The sequence below is a fragment of the Pseudomonas sp. B14-6 genome (genome assembly GCF_013260315.1).
Lineage (GTDB): Bacteria > Pseudomonadota > Gammaproteobacteria > Pseudomonadales > Pseudomonadaceae > Aquipseudomonas > Aquipseudomonas mandelii.
Genome location: NZ_CP053929.1, coordinates 5,472,747 through 5,494,432 on the forward strand (window position 1 = coordinate 5,472,747; position 21,686 = coordinate 5,494,432).

The 21,686-nt window shown below is 59.2% G+C and carries 18 protein-coding genes; 8 read left to right on the forward strand and 10 right to left on the reverse strand.

What is annotated here, in order from left to right:
- Positions 1-8 precede the first annotated feature (8 nt).
- The 10 genes from HP062_RS24930 to HP062_RS24975 form a co-directional block, all read right to left on the reverse strand.
- On the reverse strand, positions 9-1,466 hold the full coding sequence (locus HP062_RS24930; RefSeq protein WP_154502998.1) for an ATPase domain-containing protein: 1,458 nt from the start codon (positions 1,464-1,466) through the stop codon (positions 9-11).
- Positions 1,463-1,897, reverse strand: coding sequence for a hypothetical protein (locus HP062_RS24935; RefSeq protein ID WP_245006803.1), 435 nt, complete (start codon positions 1,895-1,897; stop codon positions 1,463-1,465). Before HP062_RS24935 ends, HP062_RS24930 begins: the two co-directional genes overlap by 4 nt.
- Before the next feature lie 245 nt (positions 1,898-2,142).
- Positions 2,143-3,549, reverse strand: coding sequence for a DUF2252 domain-containing protein (locus HP062_RS24940; RefSeq protein WP_172792218.1), 1,407 nt, complete (start codon positions 3,547-3,549; stop codon positions 2,143-2,145).
- A gap of 96 nt (positions 3,550-3,645) precedes the next feature.
- Positions 3,646-4,053 (reverse strand): hypothetical protein, encoded by a 408-nt coding sequence (locus HP062_RS24945; protein WP_077747352.1) that lies wholly within the window; start codon positions 4,051-4,053, stop codon positions 3,646-3,648.
- Positions 4,050-4,742 (reverse strand): DUF433 domain-containing protein, encoded by a 693-nt coding sequence (locus HP062_RS24950; RefSeq protein WP_077747353.1) that lies wholly within the window; start codon positions 4,740-4,742, stop codon positions 4,050-4,052. The genes HP062_RS24945 and HP062_RS24950 overlap by 4 nt, the downstream gene beginning before the upstream one ends.
- 308 nt (positions 4,743-5,050) lie before the next feature.
- Positions 5,051-5,308, reverse strand: a complete 258-nt coding sequence (locus tag HP062_RS24955) for a hypothetical protein (protein WP_077747354.1) — start codon at positions 5,306-5,308, stop codon at positions 5,051-5,053.
- A 34-nt stretch (positions 5,309-5,342) separates the two neighbouring features.
- Positions 5,343-5,726 (reverse strand): DUF6124 family protein, encoded by a 384-nt coding sequence (locus HP062_RS24960; protein WP_172792219.1) that lies wholly within the window; start codon positions 5,724-5,726, stop codon positions 5,343-5,345.
- Positions 5,727-6,118: 392 nt separating this feature from the next.
- Positions 6,119-6,286 (reverse strand): hypothetical protein, encoded by a 168-nt coding sequence (locus tag HP062_RS24965; RefSeq protein ID WP_172792220.1) that lies wholly within the window; start codon positions 6,284-6,286, stop codon positions 6,119-6,121.
- Entirely contained in the window at positions 6,283-7,008 is a 726-nt protein-coding gene (locus HP062_RS24970; RefSeq protein WP_077747356.1) for a zeta toxin family protein, read from the reverse strand. The genes HP062_RS24965 and HP062_RS24970 overlap by 4 nt, the downstream gene beginning before the upstream one ends.
- Positions 7,009-7,186: 178 nt before the next feature.
- The gene (locus HP062_RS24975) at positions 7,187-8,110 is read right to left on the reverse strand and encodes a hypothetical protein (protein ID WP_172792221.1); all 924 of its coding nucleotides are present in this window, start codon (positions 8,108-8,110) and stop codon (positions 7,187-7,189) included.
- A gap of 417 nt (positions 8,111-8,527) precedes the next feature.
- Here HP062_RS24975 and HP062_RS24980 point away from each other — a divergent pair, with 417 nt between their 5' ends.
- The 8 genes from HP062_RS24980 to pelG all read left to right on the forward strand — a co-directional run bounded on the left by HP062_RS24980 (position 8,528) and on the right by pelG (position 21,676).
- Complete coding sequence (locus tag HP062_RS24980; RefSeq protein ID WP_010463668.1) at positions 8,528-9,460, forward strand: NAD-dependent epimerase/dehydratase family protein; 933 nt, start codon at positions 8,528-8,530, stop codon at positions 9,458-9,460.
- Between the two features lie 62 nt (positions 9,461-9,522).
- On the forward strand, positions 9,523-12,336 hold the full coding sequence (locus tag HP062_RS24985) for a bifunctional glycoside hydrolase 114/ polysaccharide deacetylase family protein (RefSeq protein WP_172792222.1): 2,814 nt from the start codon (positions 9,523-9,525) through the stop codon (positions 12,334-12,336).
- Positions 12,314-15,907 (forward strand): tetratricopeptide repeat protein, encoded by a 3,594-nt coding sequence (locus HP062_RS24990; RefSeq protein ID WP_172792223.1) that lies wholly within the window; start codon positions 12,314-12,316, stop codon positions 15,905-15,907. Before HP062_RS24985 ends, HP062_RS24990 begins: the two co-directional genes overlap by 23 nt.
- 28 nt (positions 15,908-15,935) lie before the next feature.
- Positions 15,936-16,454: a hypothetical protein gene (locus HP062_RS24995; protein WP_010463662.1), complete on the forward strand. Its 519-nt coding sequence runs from the start codon at positions 15,936-15,938 to the stop codon at positions 16,452-16,454.
- 5 nt (positions 16,455-16,459) lie between these two features.
- A complete protein-coding gene (locus HP062_RS25000) occupies positions 16,460-17,827 on the forward strand; it encodes a PelD GGDEF domain-containing protein (protein ID WP_256665966.1) in 1,368 nt (455 codons plus the stop codon).
- Positions 17,805-18,794, forward strand: coding sequence for a lipopolysaccharide assembly protein LapB (locus HP062_RS25005; RefSeq protein ID WP_010463659.1), 990 nt, complete (start codon positions 17,805-17,807; stop codon positions 18,792-18,794). Before HP062_RS25000 ends, HP062_RS25005 begins: the two co-directional genes overlap by 23 nt.
- Positions 18,791-20,305 carry a GT4 family glycosyltransferase PelF gene (gene pelF / locus HP062_RS25010; protein ID WP_172792224.1) on the forward strand — a complete coding sequence of 505 codons (1,515 nt, stop codon included), beginning with the start codon at positions 18,791-18,793 and terminating at the stop codon, positions 20,303-20,305. Before HP062_RS25005 ends, pelF begins: the two co-directional genes overlap by 4 nt.
- The gene (gene pelG, locus HP062_RS25015; protein WP_010463655.1) at positions 20,306-21,676 is read left to right on the forward strand and encodes an exopolysaccharide Pel transporter PelG; all 1,371 of its coding nucleotides are present in this window, start codon (positions 20,306-20,308) and stop codon (positions 21,674-21,676) included. It begins immediately after the preceding gene.
- Positions 21,677-21,686 lie beyond the last annotated feature (10 nt).

Genomic DNA, 21,686 nt, shown 5'->3' on the forward strand with positions numbered 1-21,686 from the left:
GTCCTGGTTTACACCTCGTCCTTGCTGAGCTGCCGGGTGGGCCGGCCCCCGAGTAAGCCTTCCTGATCCGGCAACATTTCGCCGATCTGCAGGCCGTTATCATCGATGCTGTACAGGCGCAATTCGTCGGAGTGGGCGCTGGCCCGAACCTTGACCACCGCCATGATGCGCAACAAGCGGCTCTGCACCTCGATGTAGCGCTGGACAATGATTGCATCGGTGAGAAACGCCGTGCCGTAAGGGCTGAAACGCAGGTCGGTGTAGCGGTCTTCCAGTTCCGAGGTCAGCAACACACTGACACCGATGCTCGTCAGTGCGGTGACCATGCGCGACAGCGATTCGCGAAAGTCTTCGCGGAAGGTCGGCGCCAGCGCCAGTTCGAAACCGGACAGCGAATCGATTACCACACGGGTGGCTTTCAGTCGGCTGATCTCGCTGAGCAGCAATTGCACGATTTCGTCGATGGACAGGTCCGGCGCACGGCTGTCCACCAGACCGACCTGACCGCTCTGAATCAGCTCCGCCAGGGTGGAGTTCTGGGAGTGATTCGGGCGTTGTTCAAACACCGCGATCACGCCGGTTTCGCCATTGCGCGCGCCTTCGGCCAGGAAGGTCGCCGCCAGAATGCTTTTGCCCGACCCCGACGGCCCCGCCACCAGCAACGAATAACCACGGGGCAGGCCGCCACCAAGCATCTTATCGAGCTGCGGTACGCCCATTTTCAGGCGCTTGATCGGCAATTCCAGTGGGGCTTCAATCAGGTTGACGGCGGCGGGTGCAAACACCTTGATCCCCGACGTAGCAATTCGGAAAGTATGCAGGCCTGGCAACGTCGGCTGCCCGCGCATCTTCATGATTTCCATCTTGCGCACCATGGAGTTGCGCTGGACGCTCTGGCGCAACCAGATCAGGCCATCGGCCACGGTGAAAATCGGGTTGGTGTCGGTTTCGGTGAAATATTCGCCAATCAGGAAGGTGGTTGCCTGCCAAGTGGTCATCAACATGCCCAGTTGCTGAACGAACTGCGGCAGGTTGTTGTTGGGGTTGTCCTGTGTCTGGCTGGCCAGCACCACGGAGCGGAACGAATCGACGAACACCAGCGCCGGTGAGTGAGCCTCCACCTCGCTGACAATGCGCCGCAGCACCTCGTCCAGGTTCCCCGCCAACGTGTCGGCGGCCAGGTTGATATAGCGAATCGAATGGTTGATCGCTTCGCTGTCGAAAAAATCGAATTGCTGCTGATAGCGCAGCATCTTCAGCGGCGGCTCTCCCAACACGGTAAAAAACAGCGCCGGGCGTTGAGGCGTCGCCAGGGCGAACATCATCTGATGCGCGAGGGTAGTTTTGCCGCAGCCGGGCGGACCTGCGATCAGGTTGAACGAAAACTCCGGCAAACCTCCGCCCAGCACCTCGTCCAGTCCTGGCACGCCGGTAGCCAGTCGGTTGATAGTCACTTTGGTGCTCATGGCGAATTTTCCTGCGAAGGGGTGTCGCTCAAAGAAGGTTCCCACATGCCACGAAGCAAACGTGCGGTGAGCGAGGGCCCGATCAGCGTGGTGAGTAGCTCGTAAAAGGTGGTCAGCAACACTTCACCAAAAAACAGCGCATCGACGTCGCTTTGCTCAACAATTACGGACTTGAGGGCTGTCAGGTCCATGCCGGCCGGCACTTTGTCGCGGGTGCTGGCTAAACGCGGATGATTAGAGGCGCACAGGTGAAGGCTGCGGCGATAAAGCGCGGCAACCCCTTGCTGGCCGATGATGGGCGTGAGGGCTACTTCCATATCCCGCAAGGTTGAAATGATCGCTTGGGCGATCCTTGCGATGTCAGCGTCGGGGCCAACACGGTGCGCCAGAGAAGCAACGATCTGACGGCTCTCTTCGCTTTGCGTGGACATGGCTAACTGATATCTGATGGACAGACATCGAGGGTACACCCAATTAGGTGGTTGGACGTGATTTGCGACAGTTCCAGAGGAGACACTGGGTGAAGCCGACCGCCGCTGGTCGATCAAAAGGCAAAAAAAAGCCCGCGGGAGGGCGGGCAAACCGTAGTTTCTTGAATGAGCGGGAGCACTGTACCGGTTGGGGGTAGGTGGTGGGGTGAAGAAAAGTTCATGTGTGGATGGACCGCGTTACCCGCTTAGGGCAAATGATCTGCCGCAAAGTCTGCCTCGGAGCGAGCTTGTAACCGGCCCTTGCGGCAGGCCTGCTGGAATCGCTCAAAGTCTTGCTCATTCTGCGTTGCATAACTTTTCGCATACTTGAACAGCGCGTCGGCCAGCGCATTGCTCTTGCCGATGTAACCGCTGATCTGCGCGGCCTGCCCGGACGATTTGGCATGCGCGCGAGCGAGGGCTCGACCACAGACGCGACCATACGCGGCGAAGGTGTCCGCATCGAACGTCTCGAGTTCGGCCGAGATTTTCATGTCGCGCAATTGCCGCACGTAGAAGTGTCGACCGCTGGGGCCGGTGGTCCAACCGAGAAACAGGTCACTGGCCGATTGCATCAATCGTTGACCCTCAACCACCCGCTGACCGTTATGCCGCACTGTTGATTTCGTCTTCACGTAATCGGCCAGCACCGAGCGCCGTGCTTCCTTGAATTGCAGGAACAGCGGGAATTCCTGATCGTCGGTCAGCAAGACCACCAGACAACGGGTGCCAACACTGCCGACCCCCACCACTTTGAACGCCATGTCCTGGGCGTGAAAACGTGAAAACAACGCCCGTCGGTCAGCCTGCAGCGTGCCGGGATACTCGCGCATGAAGGCGTCGTAGATTGGCCGCCAATCCGAGTGGCGTAGCCAGTCATCATCGGCATCCAGCAATGTGGTGTTTTTGTGCAAGTGGAAAATTTCCGGCAGGTCATCGCGAATGATCAGACGACCATGGGCGTCACGTTCGCTGATTTTCGGCAGTAGCTCGGCGTGGGATCGGCCCTCGGCCTTTTCGATGGCACGCTCGATATGCTCCAGCGTTTTTTTGTTCGCCTGCTTGCGCAAGTCGTCGTAACGGATGGACTCGTACCAGGTTTCCAGCGAGCTTTGTTCGGCGCACTCGAGCATGGTTTCCTGATAAGCGCTGACCACTTCGCGGCAGACCGTCTCTTCGATCGTTTCGCCATGACGCAGATCGCGGGCGGCCACTACGATACTCGCCACCAGCCGTTTAACGTCCCACTCCCAAGGGCCGGGATGGACCTCGTCGAAGTCGTGGACGCCGAACAACAGATTGCGTTCGGGCGTGGCGAACCCGCCGAAATTCATCAGGTGGCAATCGCCGCAGATCGGTGAGGTCAGTCCCATGTTCGGCGTGGAAGCCAGGTCGTGAGCCTGCAAAAGCGCGGTGCCGCGATAAAAGCTGAAGGGGGAGACGAGCATGCGGCCGTAGCGGAGTTCGATCAGGGACTTGATTCGGCCTTCGCTTGAGGCTTTGATCAGTGGGAGCGGGTCGCGGTTGGTTTTTCCCGTGGACGCATGGGAATTGCGGGGGCAATTCTTGCGGGCGTCCTTGCCTTGCTTCAAGCGGTCTTTGAGGGTGGTCATGGGGGCTCGCTGTAGGCGGTGTGCGGATTGAGTGTAGAAGGCCATACAGAGCGCGAAATATTCGATGAAATAAAAAGCCCGATTATTAGTCGGGCTCTAAATTTTTATCTGATCAAATTTCCCGTGTGAAGGAAATTTCCACGGGACGCGGAATGCTGCGCCGCCTCTGATCAAGTTTGCTTGAGTTGTAATGGCGGGCCACCAACGCACCAAATTATGGGCCTTGTTCCAATAGGATTCGTTTCCCCAGTGTTTAGCCAAGCAAAACACGGGTAGGCCACATTCGCGAAACGCTCGTTTTTCAATATCGCCTTTTGTAAATTTATCTTGAGAGATAACGGCCCAGCCGCCTTCGTCGCTCAGTACTGAAATCCAATCAACGTCCGTGGTGTTCTGCGGAAATTTATCCTTCAGTGGCAATACCGAATGCCCGTCTGCTTTGGTCAGCTCATTTAATGCGCGGGCAAGGGCGGGGGGAAGATTGTTGTCCAGTAGGAAATTCAAGCAGCATTCCTTTGCTCAAAATTGACCGCCGCTTCAACTGCTGCAGCAGGAATCTCATAGAGAAGTGCCACACGTTTGGTGTTTTCCCCTTCTGTCTTGTAGGCGCTAAAAATTGCCGCCGTATCGATTCCCGTGTTTGCAAGAACTGGTTTCCCAAAGTTCCGGGAGGGATCCAGAACGATCGCTTTACTGCGTTTTACCGGATACCAGCGCTGAGCGGCTTCTGATCCCGTGTAATCAATGCCTTCATACAACGAAGGTTTGATGACCTGCTCAAACGCGTACTGTCGTTTGATCAGGTCGAGAAGGGATTCATCCCCTGTTTCGCTCATGACCGTGGCGAAAATACGCCGACCATCGGTTTGAAAACGTTTGCAGGTAAATGGATAGGCTTGATTGAACATCTCTTTTGCTTGCTGCGAGGCATTGCGGATGGCTTGCAGGCTTACACCGTGCTGGCGGAAGGCATGGACGAAACGAATTTCCAGGAGGTCATGAAAGCCTAGTACGCACTCATCCAGGTCGGCCAGTTCCGAGCTCCAAAGCCCCGAATGCTGAACACCATGCGCGGTATATCCGAAAAGCCAACGGCGGATATCGGCAGCTGGAATCCCCGTGTAAAGGGAGGCTTCCGCCGGTGTGTATAAGCCAATACCGACAAGGCGGCTAGGCAGTTTGATGTTTTGCATGTTGGCCTCCTTGTCATCAGGTGATTCGGCGAGGGGATTCTGGTCGTAAGGATGAACTCAAGCAACCAGTCGGGGACGAACAGCCGTTTTGTTTGTTCAGCGTAGATTTAAAGCGTGATCATCACAATCAGCTCAGAGCCGATATGGCTTGCAGGAAATTTCCGAAGAACTTGTCCTGCAATTCGCTCTTGCGACGGATCGAGGGGCCGGGAGTCAATTGAGTCGACAGAAAGTTACAGTTTATGAAACCTTCTGTTGAGTCAAAGCCCAAAAAAGGCACCTGCGATTCTCGTCAGGTGCCTTTTTTGTTACATCGACGAAACCTGCGCCTGCAATCTTCGCCCAACGACATCCATCAAATCGCAGCCATCGCGCAGCGAAGTCACCAACACCCGCGCCAGTTCACTGTGAACCCCCTCGTTCACAGCAAAACTCTCCAGCAATTGAGTTGCCGTGCGGATGCGGTAAGCCGCAGTTTCGTGCAATACGTCCAGCGGTGCTTCGGTGTCGATCAGCAGTGACGCGATGGTGCAGTCGATGCCGGTGACAGGCATGTATCGATCCATGACAAAACCTCTATTTGGTAAAAGAGCGCGACCCTCAGTGGTGGCGGGCGGACGAAACTTCCGACAAGCCATCGGGCGGGTCGAGATTGTCCAGCGCTCGGTTTACCAACAGTTCGCCCAGCACCGCCAACTGCTGAATCGCCAGTGCCACGTTGCGGCGCGAGCCTTCGAGGTCGCAGGCCAGGTCGGTGGTCATGACGTTGAGTGAGGCGAGGGTTTCGCAGGCGTGAGCGAGCAGGGTTGGCGTGTCGACGGCGGGGAGGAGGGTAAAGACGTGACTGATGGGATCGGGGTGGTTCGGGTTGCGCAGGCGTGCGCTGATGATGCGTTCGGTGGTTTCGGAGAGTTGGCTTAAATCGGGTGCGTCTGCTTCTGAAAGTGCCGCAGATTCGGGCGGATTTGGGGTGATCTTTTTCATGATGGAGCTCCTTGCGTTGGTGGGAGCTGCCAGTCCCCTGCTGTCAAACAGGATTGGGTGGCGGCTGTACGCGGGTTGACAGACCGGAAACGCAAGCATCCAGTGCACCCGAAGATGCCCCACGCACAGCCACCAGAACGGAACTGCACACGTGAAAGGATGCCGTTTTATCCGGAGGAGTGAAAGCTTGCGGTTCTTCAGCCTGTCAAAGCCGATCGCTGATTTGCAGCGATACCTGAAGGCTATCGATGCAGAACCGCTTCCGCCAGTTCATGAAAGCCGATACGAGTTGCGGGAAGTTTCCTAGGACGGACTACACGCCTCTCAGGCCCGCGTTCATACAAATAAAAAAAGCCCGGCGCTTGGCCGGGCTTCTTTATCAGAACCGTGAGTTAACCTCGTTTGGCTTCAGCTTCCATCATCACGAGGTTTTGCTGCTTGGTAGCCTCCGTCAGCACTTCACTGTAGACACGCTTTTTCTGCTCCGACTTGGCGTTACGAATAAAGTCGGCAAAGGGGCTCTTGGTGCCCTTAGTAAAACCTAGCTTGATCGATATCATGAATGTGCTCCTGATCCTAACCCGAGCTGAGCCATTAAATCGGCTCGCGTGTGTCGCTCAGGGATATGGTAGTCAATTTTATCGACCCCAGCTTTGTAGAGACGTCCCGAATTGTCGATGTGCTTGAGCAGCAAATCCACGTGAACGTTTCCGCCGTACTCTAGCTTAAGAGCATTTACCACGTCACGTGCGGCGAAATATTGATCGACGAAATGCTCTGGCCGAATTCTTCTGCCTTCGGCTTCTTCACGGGCTTTGACGAATTCCCATGCCAAGAGCGGATTTTGGTAGACGTAAAGGATTTGCACGAATCTACCCCTTCCAAGGGATCGCTCCACATTCCTTCTCGCCACATCAATATTAGAAAGTGTTCCATCCAGTACAAAAGACTGTCTCTGGTCGAAAGCACAATCTAGAATTTTTTCGACCAAAATCGACACTCCGCTTTGGAAAACCCAGGCGTTTCCTCCCGCATAGTCAGTAAATTCGCTGCGTAGCTCATCAGGGTCAATTCTAAGGATTGCTGTATCAGCAAATAGATTCACTAAGGCAATTGATGCCTCTGTCTTCCCTGCTCCTGGTGAGCCAGCCATAAATACTGACACGGGATCTTGCTCCGGAGGGTACAACAATTTGTCGGTCCGGCGCCTAGCTATGGCTTTCTTATTCGATCGCGCAAAATAGATAGCTTCGTCTCGCATGAGCTGTTCAGCAGGAGTCATTTGTTCATTCCTGTGCTAAGCAAAATGTCAGGGGGAACAGAAAACGACGACGAATCTGTTTGGACGAAAGAATAACGATTTGCTTGCAAAGCTCCAGTTCATGGCAATCGCCAAAACTTGAAGGAAATCTCCTAGGACCGTATACCGACGTTGTGCAGGCTCTCCAGTTACCGAATGCTCAATACACGATAACTTCACCCCTCCGCAAAACCCATCCAGCCTCCCCAGCCATCAACCGATACCGAACCTCGCGCATCTTCCCCGTCCTCCCGGCCCCGGCGTCCGCACTCTCATAAACCGGAAAGCGCCGCACCAGCACATTTTCCACCACCGCAAACTCATCCTCTCCCTGATAGCCCTCGGCTGCCTCGACGTCCTCACTCACCGGCGGAAGATAAATCTCGCTGAGCGATTTTTTGCGATTCGCCGAATAGGCGACGAGTTCACCCGGCAATCCGCGTCCCGGTGATCGGGCAAAGACGTAAAGCTCTGGCGAGCCATCCCGATCAAGGTCCGCCACCTCGGCCCGGACGACGTTTCCCGTCAATGGCCGTGTGAAGTCTGAATTATCGGTTTCCAGCCCTTGAGGTGAAATACGCAGCACACGGTGGTCATCGATCCCCTCCGTCGTCACATGAAACCGGATGCCCTGTAATTCAAGCGTCTGGTCAAACGGCCGAGTGCTGTCCGAGGCATCAGCGGGGCTGAGGTTCAATGAAAGGTTGTAGTTCGCCACCTCATTGCGTCGTGCGGCGTTGCGCATGAGGTACACCTGAACCGTGTACTCACCATCGGCGGGTAACGGACCCATGAAATGGTTGCCCATGATCGAGCCGTTAAACAGCGCGTAGTCCGCGCCTTTGGCGGTGATGTTGAAGTAGGCAGATGTATTGGAAGGCTTGAGGTCGACGGTCAGTATTTGGCCCGCCTTTGCACTCACTCGGTATTGCGCGGTGAGCGGGCCCTGGATGGACTGGTTGAACTCGACAGCGTCGGCGCCTTTTTCGAAAGTGACTCGTTCGACTCGTGGCGTAACTTTAGTGGCCGCTTGTGCAGACAGGGAAATAATGGCCGCAAGCGCGGCGGCAAGCCAGATGTTCATGTTTGATTTCCTGCAAGCGCGACAGCGCTCAATAGCCCGACCCAAATTGATTACAGCTCATCTGATCATATCGTGTGCTTGAAATGATGCTCCCAAGGCTTCACGCCAGCGCGCCGGTCTGATTCGCGAAGCTGAGCTGAAGCGTCGATGATGAGGAGGGCTTGAAGCCTGGCGTGAGTTCCGGTGCAGACGGAGTTTGCGGGTCAGAAGTGGCAATTGTATGACGGCCTGTAACTGATAACTGCCGTCAAATAAGTGACGATTTTAGGGGTGAATTACCGCTCGGCGATAAATTAGACAAAGTATTGACAGTGCCAATCTGATCTCCCATTATCGGCCGCGTTTTGATGGCCTTGCGCCACAAAGTTGGCGGACTTCAACCACTCGTATCCGCTCTAATGTTCAGGGAGAGATTTCATGTTTGTTGAGCGAATACTGGTGACTGGCGGTGCCGGTTTTATTGGGTCGCACCTCGTAGAAGCCTTGTTGGGCAAGGGCTACAAGGTTCGCGTGCTGGATAATTTGTCGACTGGAAAAGTCAGCAATCTACCGATGGACAATGCCAATCTGAACCTGGTCATCGGTGATGTCGCGGACGGCGCCGTAGTGGCACAAGCCATGCGCGATTGCGGTGCTGTCGTTCACCTGGCCGCAGTGGCCTCGGTGCAAGCGTCGGTGGATGATCCGGTCAGCACCCATCAAAGCAACTTCGTCGGCACCCTCAACGTGTGCGAAAGCATGGTGAAGGCCGGGATCAAGCGCGTGGTATTCGCGTCCAGCGCCGCTATCTACGGCAACAACGGCGAAGGCACGGCGATTCACGAAGACACGCCAAAATCCCCGCTCACGCCGTATGCCAGCGACAAACTGGCCAGCGAGCAATACCTCGATTTCTATCGCCGCGAACATGGTCTGGAACCGATGATCTTTCGGTTCTTCAACATCTTCGGCCCACGCCAGGATCCGTCATCGCCGTACTCCGGCGTGATCAGCATCTTTACCAAGCTGGCCTTGGCCGAGCAGTCGGTGGCGATTTTCGGCGACGGTTCGCAGACCCGCGACTTCGTCTATGTCCAGGACCTGGTGAGCATTCTCGTGCAGTCCCTGGAAGTCAGTGAACCGAGCCCCGGCGCGGTAAACGTTGGCCTGAGTCGTTCCACCAGCCTCAACGATCTGATCGCCGAATTGGGCACCGTCACCGGCAGCCCGTTGAAGGTGATTCATCACGCGCCACGTCAAGGCGACATTCGCCATTCGCGCGCCAACAACAGTCGCCTGCTGGAGCGTTTCAAGCTCCCGGAACCGACCGCCATCGGCAAGGGGCTGTCGCAGCTTATTCGCAGCCTGTAACCCGGCCGGTTCCACTGTCCGACATCCAAGCAGTATCGGTTCAGTCCATTCAAGAGTGAGTTATGGAAATCGTTTTTCGCAGGACGCGTGTCCGCGCGGCCGCTAAACGGCTGCTCGCCGCTTTAGCGTTGTTCGTGAGTGGGCCCGCTGTTCAGGCCGCAGCATTGCCGCAACCCGCCAGCGTGGTTTTCTGGTACGCCGATCAACCACCCATTTCCGAGTTGGCTCAGTTCGAGTGGTCAGTGGTCGAGCCGGGGCATCTGACCGCGGGCGACGTCAAAACCCTGCGCAAGTTGGGCAGCCAGCCGTTCGCCTACCTGTCGGTGGGCGAGTTCCATGGTGGCAAGGCCGAACTCGACAAAGCCTCTCTCACCGGGGCGGTCAGCCCGGTGCGCAATGGCGCGTGGGACAGCCAGGTCATGGACCTCGCGGCACCTGCCTGGCGTGAACATTTGTTCGGCCGAGCCAAGGCGTTGCAGGCTGAAGGCTACGCCGGGTTGTTCCTCGATACCCTCGACAGCTTCCAGTTGCTGCCGGAGTCGGCACGAGAAACACAGCGTGTGGCACTCGCCGGTTTCCTGCGGGAATTGCATCAGCGTCAGCCAAACCTGAAGCTGTTTTTCAACCGTGGCTTCGAAGTGCTGCCCGACCTCGATGGCGTGGCCGCCGCCGTTGCGATCGAATCGATTCATGCCGGTTGGGATGCTTCCGCCAAGCGTTATCGCCCGGTACCGGAAGCCGACCGCGAATGGCTGGAAACCCAGATCCAGCCGTTGCGCGCCAAAGGTATTCCGCTGGTAGCGATTGACTATCTGCCGCCGGAGCGCCGCGATGAAGCGCGCAAACTGGCCAAGCGTCTGCGCGATGAGGGCTTCATTCCCTATATCGGCACGCCAGAGCTGGACTCGATGGGCATCAGCAGCATCGAAATCCAGCCGCGCCGAATCGCGCTGCTTTACGACCCGCGCGAAGGCGATCTGGTGCGCAACGCCGGGCACACCTTGCTCGGCGGTTTGCTCGAATACCTCGGCTACCGGGTCGATTACCTGCCGGTCGACGGCTCGCTGCCGGAGCACCGTTTCAGCGGTTTGTACGCCGGGATCGTGACCTGGATGACCAGCGGCCCGCCGCAGGACGCATCGGCTTTCAATAGCTGGATCGGCAAACGTCTGGACGAACAGGTGCCGGTGGTGTTCTTTTCCGGCCTGCCGATTCAAGACCCGCTGCTGCTCAAGCGCCTGGGCCTGAACCGCTCGGCGCCGATCGGTACTCAGGCCTTGACCATCAGCTATCAGGACAAGGCGCTGATCGGCGCGTTCGAAGCCCCGGTGCAGCCCCGGTCCCGTGACCTGACCGCAATCTCCCTGCTGCCCAAAGGCCCGAAAGCCGCGTTGCTGCTGACCGCTGCCGACGGCCAGACATTTGCCCCGGTGGCGACGGCCGAGTGGGGCGGTGTTGCCCTTGCGCCGTACATTCTCGAAACGAATAACGAGCGCAGCCGCTGGATTCTCGATCCGTTCGCTTTCCTCCAGGCCAGCTTGCGCCTGCCGGTTCAGCCACGCCCCGACACCACCACCGAAAACGGCCGCCGCATCGCCACCGTGCACATCGACGGCGATGGTTTTCCGTCGCGCGCTGAAGTGCGCGGCACGCCGTATGCCGGCAAGCAGGTGCTCGACGATTTCATCCGGCCCAACCCGTTCCTGACTTCGGTGTCGATCGTCGAAGGCGAGATTTCACCGCGCGGCATGTTCCCGTTCCTGGCGCGCGAACTGGAACCCATTGCCCGTGAGTTGTTTGCCAACCCGAAAGTCGAAGTCGCCACCCACACCTTCAGCCATCCGTTTTTCATGCAGCCGGAAGTGGCGCAGAAACGTGAGAACTTCAACCCGGAATACGGCTTGAAGATGGCCATTCCGGGCTACGACAAAATCGATTTCCGCCGCGAGATTTTTGGCTCGCGCGACTACATCAACCAGCAGCTCACCACCCCGGAAAAACCGGTGAAGCTGGTCTTCTGGCCGGGCGATGCCTTGCCCTCGGCAGCGACCTTGAAGCTGGCCTACGACGCGGGCCTGAAAAACGTCAACGGCGCCGAGACCATGCTGACCAAGGCCAACCCGTCGCTGACCGGTCTCAATCCTTTGCTGCGTCCCACCGAAGGCGGCCTGCAGTACTACGCGCCGATCATCAACGAGAACCTCTACACCAACCTGTGGAAGGGGCCGTATTACGGTTTCCGCGATGTGATCGACACCTTCGAACTCACCGACAGCCCACGGCGCTTGCGCGGCCTGCACCTGTATTACCACTTCTATTCGAGCACCAAGCAAGCCTCGATCAAGGCGATGAACGAGATCTACGGCTACATGAAGGACCAGCAACCGATGTCGCTGTGGATGAGCGACTACCTCGATCGTGTGCACGGTTTGTATCAGGCCAGTCTGGCGCGCACCGCCGAGGGTGACTGGCAGGTTCGCGGCATGGACGCGCTGCGCACCCTTCGACTCGACCCGCAAATGGGCTGGCCGGACCTGCTGCGTTCGCAAGGCGTTGCCGGTGTTCGTGACTTGCCGCAAGGCCGGTATGTGGCGTTGAGCAGCGACCAGGCGTTGCTGGTGTTGCGTCCCGACCGGGATGAACGGCCGGCGCTGGAGGAGGCCAACCTGCCGTTGGTGGACTGGAAATATGTGGATGAAAAACACGTGAGCTTTTCGTTTGCCGGTCAAGTGGACCTGAGCTTCTCCGTGCGCTCGGCGAGCAGTTGCCGGGTGGAAGTGGACGGGCAAACTTTTGCAGGCAAGGCATCCGCCGGTCTGTGGACTTTTCAATTACCAATGAAGCAGGTGAGTCATGGTCAGCTCTACTGCATCTAACGCCTCAGCAACTAAAAGCCGCCGCCTGCTCAATCCCTGGGCATTGGCGGTGGTGGCGGTGGCCGTGGGCGGCCTGTTGTGGCTGACGTTCCAGCGCGAAGAAGTGTTCCAGCCGGACGGCCGTGAGCCCGATGCGGTCTCGGCCAATTACGCCGAATTGCTGCTGGCCGCGCACCCGGATGACGATCACCTGCGCTTGCAGCTGGTCGATCTGCTGATCCGTCTCGGCGACTACCCGAAAGCGCGCCTGCACCTTGAGAACTGGCCGAAACCGGTCGTTGAATTGCAGGCCTATTACCGGCTGGAACTCGATGCATTGGAAGCGGCGAAAGCCGATGATCCGATCGCGCAGAAAGCCTTGATCGAACGCCTGCAAAGCTTCGATCACCGCCTGTTGCCGCTGCCGCAATTGCACAACCTGGCCAAGCTGGCGCTGACGCTACAAGCGCCGGCGTTTGCTGCCAGCGTCTACGAAGAAATTGCTGATCGCGACCCGGCCCAGCGCATCGCTTCGCTCAAGTCCGCCGCGCAGTGGTACCTGGCCGGTGAGCAACCTGGTCGCGCCGCCGACATTTATCTGCTGCTCAAACAGGACAGCCAACAAGCGTCCGAGCGTCGCGAATACGCGCAACTGGCATTCAACAGTCTGTTGGCCGCCGGTCGCGGTGAACAGGCTGCGCGCGTACTGGCCGATGAACTGGATCAGCTCAAGGATCCGCAAACCGATTCGCCGTGGCTGGAGCAAGGCGTCGACGTTGCCGTTGGCAGCAAACGCTTTGATCTGGCGCAGCGCTTTCTGGATCAGTGGCGCGTGTTGCAGCCGGACAACCCACAAATCCTGCGCAAGGAATTCAGCATGCGCCTGGCCCTCGGCGATTTGGCCGGTGCGTGGGACAGTGGTCAGCAGCTGGTGGCTGAGCACCCGGATGAGTTGGCATTGCTCGAGCAAATGGGGCATCTGGGCGAATGGCGTGGCGACAGTCAGGCGGCCCTCGGCTACTGGATTCGCCTGCTCAAGCTGCACGAAGACCCGCAAACCCGTGAACACGCCTGGCGTCTGGCGAGTCAGCAGTTCGACTTTGACCATGCGATTCCCTTGCTCGCCGAGATCATGGAGCAACGTGCGCTGACCGACGTCGAACTCGATGCGCTGATCTACGCTCACGAATCGCGCGGCACACCGGCCCAGGCCGAAGCCTGGTTGCACGCCTACTTGCGCAAGTACCCGGCGCATCGCCTGGCCTGGACACGCCTGCTGCAGAACCTGGAAAACACCGGGCAGTTCGCACAGAAAACCGAGGTCTATCAGCGCTACTCGAAACGCTTCGCGCTGACGACGACCGAGCGCATCGACTGGGCCAATACCGACCTTAAGCTGTTTGATAATCAGGCGGCGTGGGAGGTATTGCAGGTTGATAACCGCAAGATCACCGATGAGGGTTACTGGCGCTTGCGTGCTGCGCTGGCGTGGGATCTGGAGCTCGATGACGAGCTGCAGTTTTCCCTGGAGAAACTCCTCGCGCTCAAGGGTTCGCTGAACAGTGGCGACGAGAGTCAGCTGATCACGATGTACCGCACCAGCGATCCGAAGCGGGCGCTGACCATGATGGTCGGCAGCTGGAAGCGCACCCGGGATCCGCAGCGTCTGGTTGAATCCTTGCAGCAAGCCCAGGAATTGCAGGACTGGCCGCAAGTGGTCGCGCTGCTCAAAGACGCCGAGCAATACCCGGAAGCCAACGAGCAAGCACAAGTGCTGGCGATTCGCGGTGCCTTGGCGGTGCAGCAGGGAAATATCGACGAGGCGCAGCGTTTGTACCTGTTGGGCCTGTCGCGTTTCCCGGATGACAACCTGTTCCGCGAGCGCCTGATGTGGCTGTACGTTGATCAAGGCAACACCGCCGCGCTCAAGCCTTTGCTGACGGAATGGAAACCCCAGGCGCGTCAGGACCGAATCCTCTGGCTGCCGTTCGCCAGTGCCAGCCAGATGCTCGGTCGCGATACCGAAGCGTTGGCCTGGTATCGGATGTACCTCAAGACCAGCCCACAGGATTGGCTGGTGCGTGCGGCCTACGCCGATGCTTTGGAAAGCGCCGGTTATCAGGACGCGGCCCAACGGTTGCGCCTGAAGCTGCTGCGCAGCCCCGAAGGCGAAGACATTCAGCCATCGTCCCAGCGTTATGCGATCTGGTTGCGCTTGATGGCCAGCAGTTATTCGCCGGCCAAGGCACAGCAGGAGGTGGCGAAGTGGAAAGACGGCTCGCCGGCCATGCTGCAATTGTGGTTCGAGCGGTTGCTGGCGCGTCTCGACGCGACGAACCAGGAATCGCAGAAAGACCAGTGGCTGGAGTGGGCGCGCAGCCAAGGCTTGAAGGTTCAGCGTTACGAAGAAATACAGCAGGCGCTGCGCAGCCGCAACAAGGCGCAAATCGAAACGCTGTTGGCCAGTAGCGACCTCAACCCGGCGCAACGCGCCCAGGCCTTGAGTCGTCTCGGCCGCTTCGACGAAGCTCTAGACCTCAGCCAGTCCGCGCTGGGTGACGATCAACCGGCTGCCGTGCGCGAGCAGTTGCGCCGTCAGGCTGCCGAGTTGCAGGAATTGACGCCGCAGGGCGCGCAGCTGTCCTGGCATCAACAGGATTTCGGTGGCCTGGAATTCAACACCCCGCGCCTGCAAATCGCGCACAACCTTGGCGCTCAGTGGTACGCCAATCTTGAGTTGGAGAATGGCACCTACAACAGCGATCAGCTGATCGAATCGCGCATGGGCGATGAGCGCAACGCTGCGCTGACCCTGCAACGTTCGGTGGAAGACGGCGGCTACAAACTGTTCGCCGACACCAGCCAGCGCAAGGACGACGACCGAAATGGCCTGGGCCTGTCCCGGACCTGGCAGTTGAGCGCCAGTGACCAGATCGAGACCGGTCTGGACTGGCATCGCAAAAGCGAAGACAGCGGCCTGATGCGCGCTTTCGGCCAGCACGACAGTGTGTGGGTCGGCGGTCGTCACGGGTTCTCGGCGCGGGATCAGATCAGCTGGGAAGTGGCGCAGAAATCGTTCTCGACTCGTGCGGGCGATTCCTTGGGCAACGGCCAGGCGCTGAAGATGGAATACAACCACACGCTGGAATTCGCCGGACCTAACTGGACCGTGCGCAGCGGTGTCGATTATCAGCACAACAACGTCAAGGACCGCACGCTGGAGTACCTGTCCAGCGCCAACGACGGTCCGGTGAAAAGCGTTGATGACTCGGACGATCCCGCGATCGTGACGGCCAACGATCTGCTGCAAAGCCGTTACGGCCAACTGTATGTCGGTAGCTCATGGCGTCGCGGCTTGCCGGGCGCCCTGGTGCGTACTCGCCCGCAATACACCTGGCTGGTGGACGTGACGGCGGGCTGGCAATGGCTGGATCAAACCTTCAACTACGGCATCAACACCGGGATCGGCGTCGAAGTGCTGGGCGGTGACGAATTGGCCCTCACCGTTGGCTACCAATCCGCGCCACAAGGCGGGGACGGTCAGGCGGGCGGAACACTGGGTGTGAGCTACGGCGTGCGATTCGGACGCTGATCATGAAATGTTTACGGGAGAAAAACTGATGCAAGCAATTCGTAATCTGAGCCTGGCTCTGGCAGTCCTGTTCGTCGCCGGTTGCGCCAGCTTCACCGGCGACACCAGCCCAAACTTTGCGCGTACTGCGAAGTGGGGCACCGTGCCGATGATCAACTACTCGCAAACCCCGCAAGCCGGCGAGCGTGCCGAGCAGATCCTGCTCAGCGTGCTCAGCAGCCACGGTCTGCAACCACGTGTTTACCCGGTCAGTACGCAAGGCGAACAAGCGCTGATGGACGACAACGAACGCTTGGCCGGCGCCCTCGATTGGGCACGTGATCAGAAGCTTGATTACGTGGTCGCTGGCAGCGTTGAAGAGTGGCAGTACAAGAACGGACTGGACGGTGAGCCAGCGGTAGGCATCAGCCTGCGCGTGCTTGAGGCCAGCAGCGGTCGTGTGCTCTGGAGCAAGAGCGGCGCGCGTGCGGGCTGGTCCCGTGAAAGCCTCGCCGGCACCGCGCAAACGGTGCTCGACACACTTGTTGGCGCCCTTCGGTTCGAGTGAATGCAATGAATTCTCCTCACATGGATTACAGCCTCGCGCCGCGTGCCAGCGGCCCGGTGTCTTGGCTGGAAACGCTGTTGGTCACCGGCGGGGCGATTGGCCTGGGCTTGTGGCTCACCCCGCAAGACCCGTTGCAAATGCACGCCGGTTTTCCCTGGCCGGTGCTGGCGCCGCTGCTGTTGGGTGTGCGCTACGGTTTCGTGCGCGGCTTGCTCAGCGCCAGTCTGCTGGTGATGGCGTTGTTCGCCCTGCGCTACAGTGGGCATGAAGCCTACGCCCAGCTTGATCCGTCATTCATTGTTGGCGTGCTGGTCAGCGGCATGCTGGTGGGCGAGGTTCGCGATCTGTGGGAACGGCGCTTGCAGCGTCTGCAGATGGCCAACGATTACCGCCAGTATCGACTCGACGAATTTACCCGCGCGCACCAGATTTTGCGGGTCTCCCACGACCTGCTGGAGCAGCGCGTGGCGGGCAGCGATCAAAGCTTGCGCAGTTCGTTGCTGGGCTTGCGCGACAAACTGCGGGTGATGCCGGACGAAGGCGATGCACTGGCCGCACTGGCCGACCCGATCGTGGCCATGCTCGGTCAGTACGGTGCGCTACGCGTGGCCGGGCTGTATCGCGTCGATGAACGCGAAGAGAACGTGTTGCCCGAAGCCTTGGCGACCATCGGCGTCATGGGGCCGTTGGGCACCGAAGACGGTCTGGTCAAGCTGTGCCTGGAACGCGGTGAACTGGTCAGCGTGCGTCAGGAACTGATTGATGCCGGCAGCTCGGCGCAATTCTCGTCATTGCAGGCCTGCATTCCGCTGATCGATGCCGAAGGTCGTTTGCTGGCGATTCTGGCGGTGCGGCAGATGCCGTTCTTCGCCTTCCAGGATCGCACGCTGAGCCTGTTGGCGTTGCTCGCCGGGCACATCGCCGACCTGCTGCGCCGCGACCCGCAAGTGCTGCAACTGGCCGACGCCGATGCGCAGCAGTTCACGCTGCAACTCAAGCGTTCGCTGGTGGATGTCGAGCAGCACAAACTGGCGGCCGGCCTTTTTGCCTTCGAATTGACCCGCCCCAACGATGAGCTGTCGCGCCTGTTCGAGCGCAGCCAGCGTGGCCTCGACCTGCAATTGCCGCTGCGTAATAACCGCGATCATCAGCTGTTGCTGGTGCTGTTGCCGTTGACCAGTCCGCAAGGCACCGAAGGTTATCTGGCGCGGATGAACCTGATGCTGCACGAGCACTTTGGCATTGAAAGCAGCCTCGACAGCCTCGGCGTGCGCGTGTTGCCGTTCAACCTGGAGCCTGGCTGTGAACGCAACGGGCTGCGTAATTTCCTGTTCAACGAGTGTGGCCTGAATGATCAGCAAGTGGCTGTTTAGCGGAGCCTTGTTGTTAGAGGCGGGCAGTTGGGCCAGCTTGTGGCTCACCGCGCCCGAGTTGCAACAATTGCTGGTGTTCACCCTCAGCCACGGCCTGGCGTGCGTGATGTTGTGCGCGGCCGTGTGGCTGTTGCTGCCGGCGCGCTACCGTTCGCCGCTGCCGTGGAGCCCGCTGTTTATCTTCAGCCTGGCGTTCTTCGTGCCGGTGCTCGGCGCGGTCGGCGTGGTGGCGGCGATTTTCCCGGCGCTGTACCTGCCGCGCAAACGCGACAAGCAAGCGTGGCAAGCGGTGGGCATCCCGAAACTGCCGTTCCGCGCGCAATTGCAACTGCACTCGCCGATCTTTGCCGATGGCGGTTTGCAGGACGTGTTGCGCCATGCCCCGGATCCGGATCAGCGTCTGGCCGCCCTCTTGGCGACTCGGCGCATGCCCGGCAAAGAAGCGGTGCCGATCCTCAAACTGGCCCTCGGTGACCCGAGTGACGATGTGCGGCTGCTGGCGTATTCGATGCTCGACAAGCAGGAAAGCGACATCAACCTGCACATCCAGATCGCGCTCGGCGAACTGGTCAACGCCAACGCCAAAACGGCGGGTGCGCTGCACGGCCGGCTGGCGCGCTGGTATTGGGAGCTGGCGTATCTGGGCCTGGCGCAAGGTAGCGTGCTTGATCACGTGCTGACCCAGGCCAGCGAACATGCCGAGCAAGGCTTGAAAGCGGGCGAGGGCGGTGAGCTGTTCCTGCTGGCCGGGCGCATCGCGCTGGAGCGTGGCGATGTCGAGCGTGCCGAAGTGCTGCTGAGTCAGGCTCAAGAGAACGGCATGGGCGCGGCGCAGGTGCTGCCGTTTCGCGCCGAGCTGGCGTTCGAGGCCGGTCGTTACCACGAAATTCCCGGTTTGCTCGCCCGTCTTCCCGAGGAAACCCGTCAGCGGCCGCCGTTCGCCGCATTGGTCAGGAGCTGGACATGAGTCACAAGGAACAGGCACCGGTTGCCGACATCTGTCTGCTGCTCGAAGGCACCTGGCCTTACGTGCGTGGCGGCGTTTCCAGCTGGATTCACCAGATGATCCTCGGCCTGCCGGAACTGACCTTTTCGGTGATGTTCATCGGCGGCCAGCGTCAGGCCTATCCGACCCGGCGCTACGAAATACCGGCCAACGTGCTGCACATCGAAGAAGTGTTCCTCGAAGATGCGACCCATCCGACCAACACGCACGTAGAGCCGCGCGAGGCTGACCCGCAGCAAATGCAGGATTTGTATCGCTTCCTGCATCACCCGGATGCGCCAGCCCCGGCCCTGGGCGAACGCTTGCTCGACTGCATCGCCCAGGGCCACATGACCCTCGACGACGTGCTGCGCAGCCGCGCCAGTTGGGAGTCGCTGAGCGAAGGCTATCGCCAGCATTGCGCTGATCCGTCCTTCGTCAATTATTTCTGGACCTTGCGCGCGATGCAGTCGCCGTTGCTGATGCTCGCCGAAGCCGCGCAACGGATGCCGAAGGCGCGGGTGCTGCATTCGATTTCCACCGGGTACGCGGGCTTTCTGGGTTGCATCCTCAAGCAGCGTTGGAATTGCACCTACTTGCTCAGCGAGCACGGGATCTACACCAAGGAACGCAAGATCGACCTGGCCCAGGCCAGCTGGATCGCCGAGAGTTCCGGCCAGGCGCTGAACCGCAGCCTCGATGCCGGCTCGGGTTACATCCGCACCTTGTGGGTGCGTTTCTTCGAGCGCATTGGTCAACTGACCTACAACAGCGCCGACAACATCATCGCGCTCTACGACGGCAACCGTCAGCGCCAGATCAAGGACGGCGCACTCGCGACCCGCACCCAGGTCATTCCGAATGGCATCGACCTGCCGATGTGGACCGCAGCGCTGGAATCCCGCGCTCACGGCATTGCGCCTGTGGTCGGTTTGATCGGCCGTGTAGTGCCGATCAAGGACGTGAAAACCTATCTGCGTGCGATGCGCGGCGTGATCAGCGCGATGCCGCAAGCCGAGGGCTGGATTGTCGGCCCGGAAGAGGAAGACCCGGAATACGTCAGCGAATGCCGCAGCCTGATGGCCAGTCTGGGCCTGGAAGGCAAGGTGCATTTCCTCGGCTTCCAGCGCATTCAGGACATCCTGCCGAAACTCGGCCTGATGGTGCTGACCTCGATCAGTGAAGCGCAGCCGCTGGTGATCCTCGAAGCCTGGGCCGCCGGTACGCCGGTAGTCAGCAGCGACGTGGGGTCGTGCCGCGAGTTGATCGAAGGCGGCAGTGCCGAAGACCGTGACCTCGGACACGCCGGCAAAGTGGTGGCGATTGCCGACCCACAAGCCACGTGCGCCGCGATCCTTGAACTGTTGCGCAGCCCGCGACGCTGGCAGGCCGCCCAGGCCAGCGGCTTGTTGCGGGTCAATCGTTACTACACCGAAGCCTTGATGCTGCAGCGTTACCGCGACCTGTATCAAGCCGCCATGGAGAACAGCTAAATGGCCGGTATTGGCTTTGAACTGCGAAAAATCCTTTCGCGTGATTCCTACACGGCGACCTTGCACGCCTACGTCTACGCCGGGCTGATCAGCTCCGGGCCGTGGGTGTTGTCGATCATCAGTGTCATGCTGGTGGGCATCATCAGCATCGGCCTGTTGCTGCCGAACATGCTGGTCGGGCAGTTCCTGGTGACGGTGACGTACCTGATGGCCACCTCGTTGATCCTGACGGGCGGCTTGCAGCTGTTCTTCACGCGCTTCGTCTCCGACCGCTTGTTCGAGCACAAGTACGATCAGATCCTGCCCAACCTGTTGGGGGTGTTGTTGCTGGTCACCCTCGGCGCCGGGTTGTTGGGGATCGTCGTGCTGGGCTTGTTGTTCGATGAGCCGCTGATTTACCGCGTACTGGTGTTGGCGAACTTCGTGGTGCTGTGCAACTTGTGGCTGGTGATCATCTTCCTCTCGGGGATGAAGGCCTATAACCGCATTCTGCTGGTGATGCTGGTGGGTTACACGCTGATGGTCGCGAGCGCCTACCTGTTGAGCTTTTTGCAGATGCCGGGCTTGCTGCTGGCGCTGTTGATCGGGCACAGCACGCTGCTGTTCCTGTTCCTCTACGACATCCTGCGCGAGTACCGCGCCGAGAAACTGATCGCCTTCGATTTCCTCGACCGGCGCAACGTTTTCCTCAGCCTGCTGGCCACCGGTTTCTTCTACAACCTGGGGATCTGGATCGACAAGTTCCTGTTCTGGTTCAACCCCGGCACCTCCAACGAAATCGTCGGCCCGCTGCGCGCTTCGATCCTCTACGACTTGCCGATCTTCCTCGCGTACCTGGCGATCATCCCCGGCATGGCGGTGTTTCTGGTGCGCATCGAGACCGACTTTGCCGAGTGGTACGACCGCCTGTTCCGGGCGATCCGCGAAGGTGAAACCCTGCAACACATCGGGCAACTGAAAACCGAGATGACCTTGTCGATCCGCCAGGGCCTGCTGGAAATCTGCAAGGTGCAGGGGCTGACGGCGGTGCTGTTGTTCCTGTTCGCGCCGCGCCTGCTGGAATGGCTGGGTATCTCCAGTTATTACCTGCCGCTGTTCTACATCGACCTGATCGGCGTGAGCATCCAGGTGGTGTTCATGGCGTTGCTCAACGTGTTCTTCTACCTCGACAAGCGCACCGTGGTGCTGGAGCTGTGTGTGCTGTTTGCGGTGTTGAACGCGATGCTGACGTTGTTCAGCATGTACCTGGGGCCAAGCTTCTTCGGGTATGGGTTTACGCTGTCGTTGCTGATTTGTGTATTGCTGGGTTTGCACAGGCTTTCGACGGCGCTGGAAGATCTGGAGTACGACACTTTCATGCTGTCTCGCTGACGTTACGGTT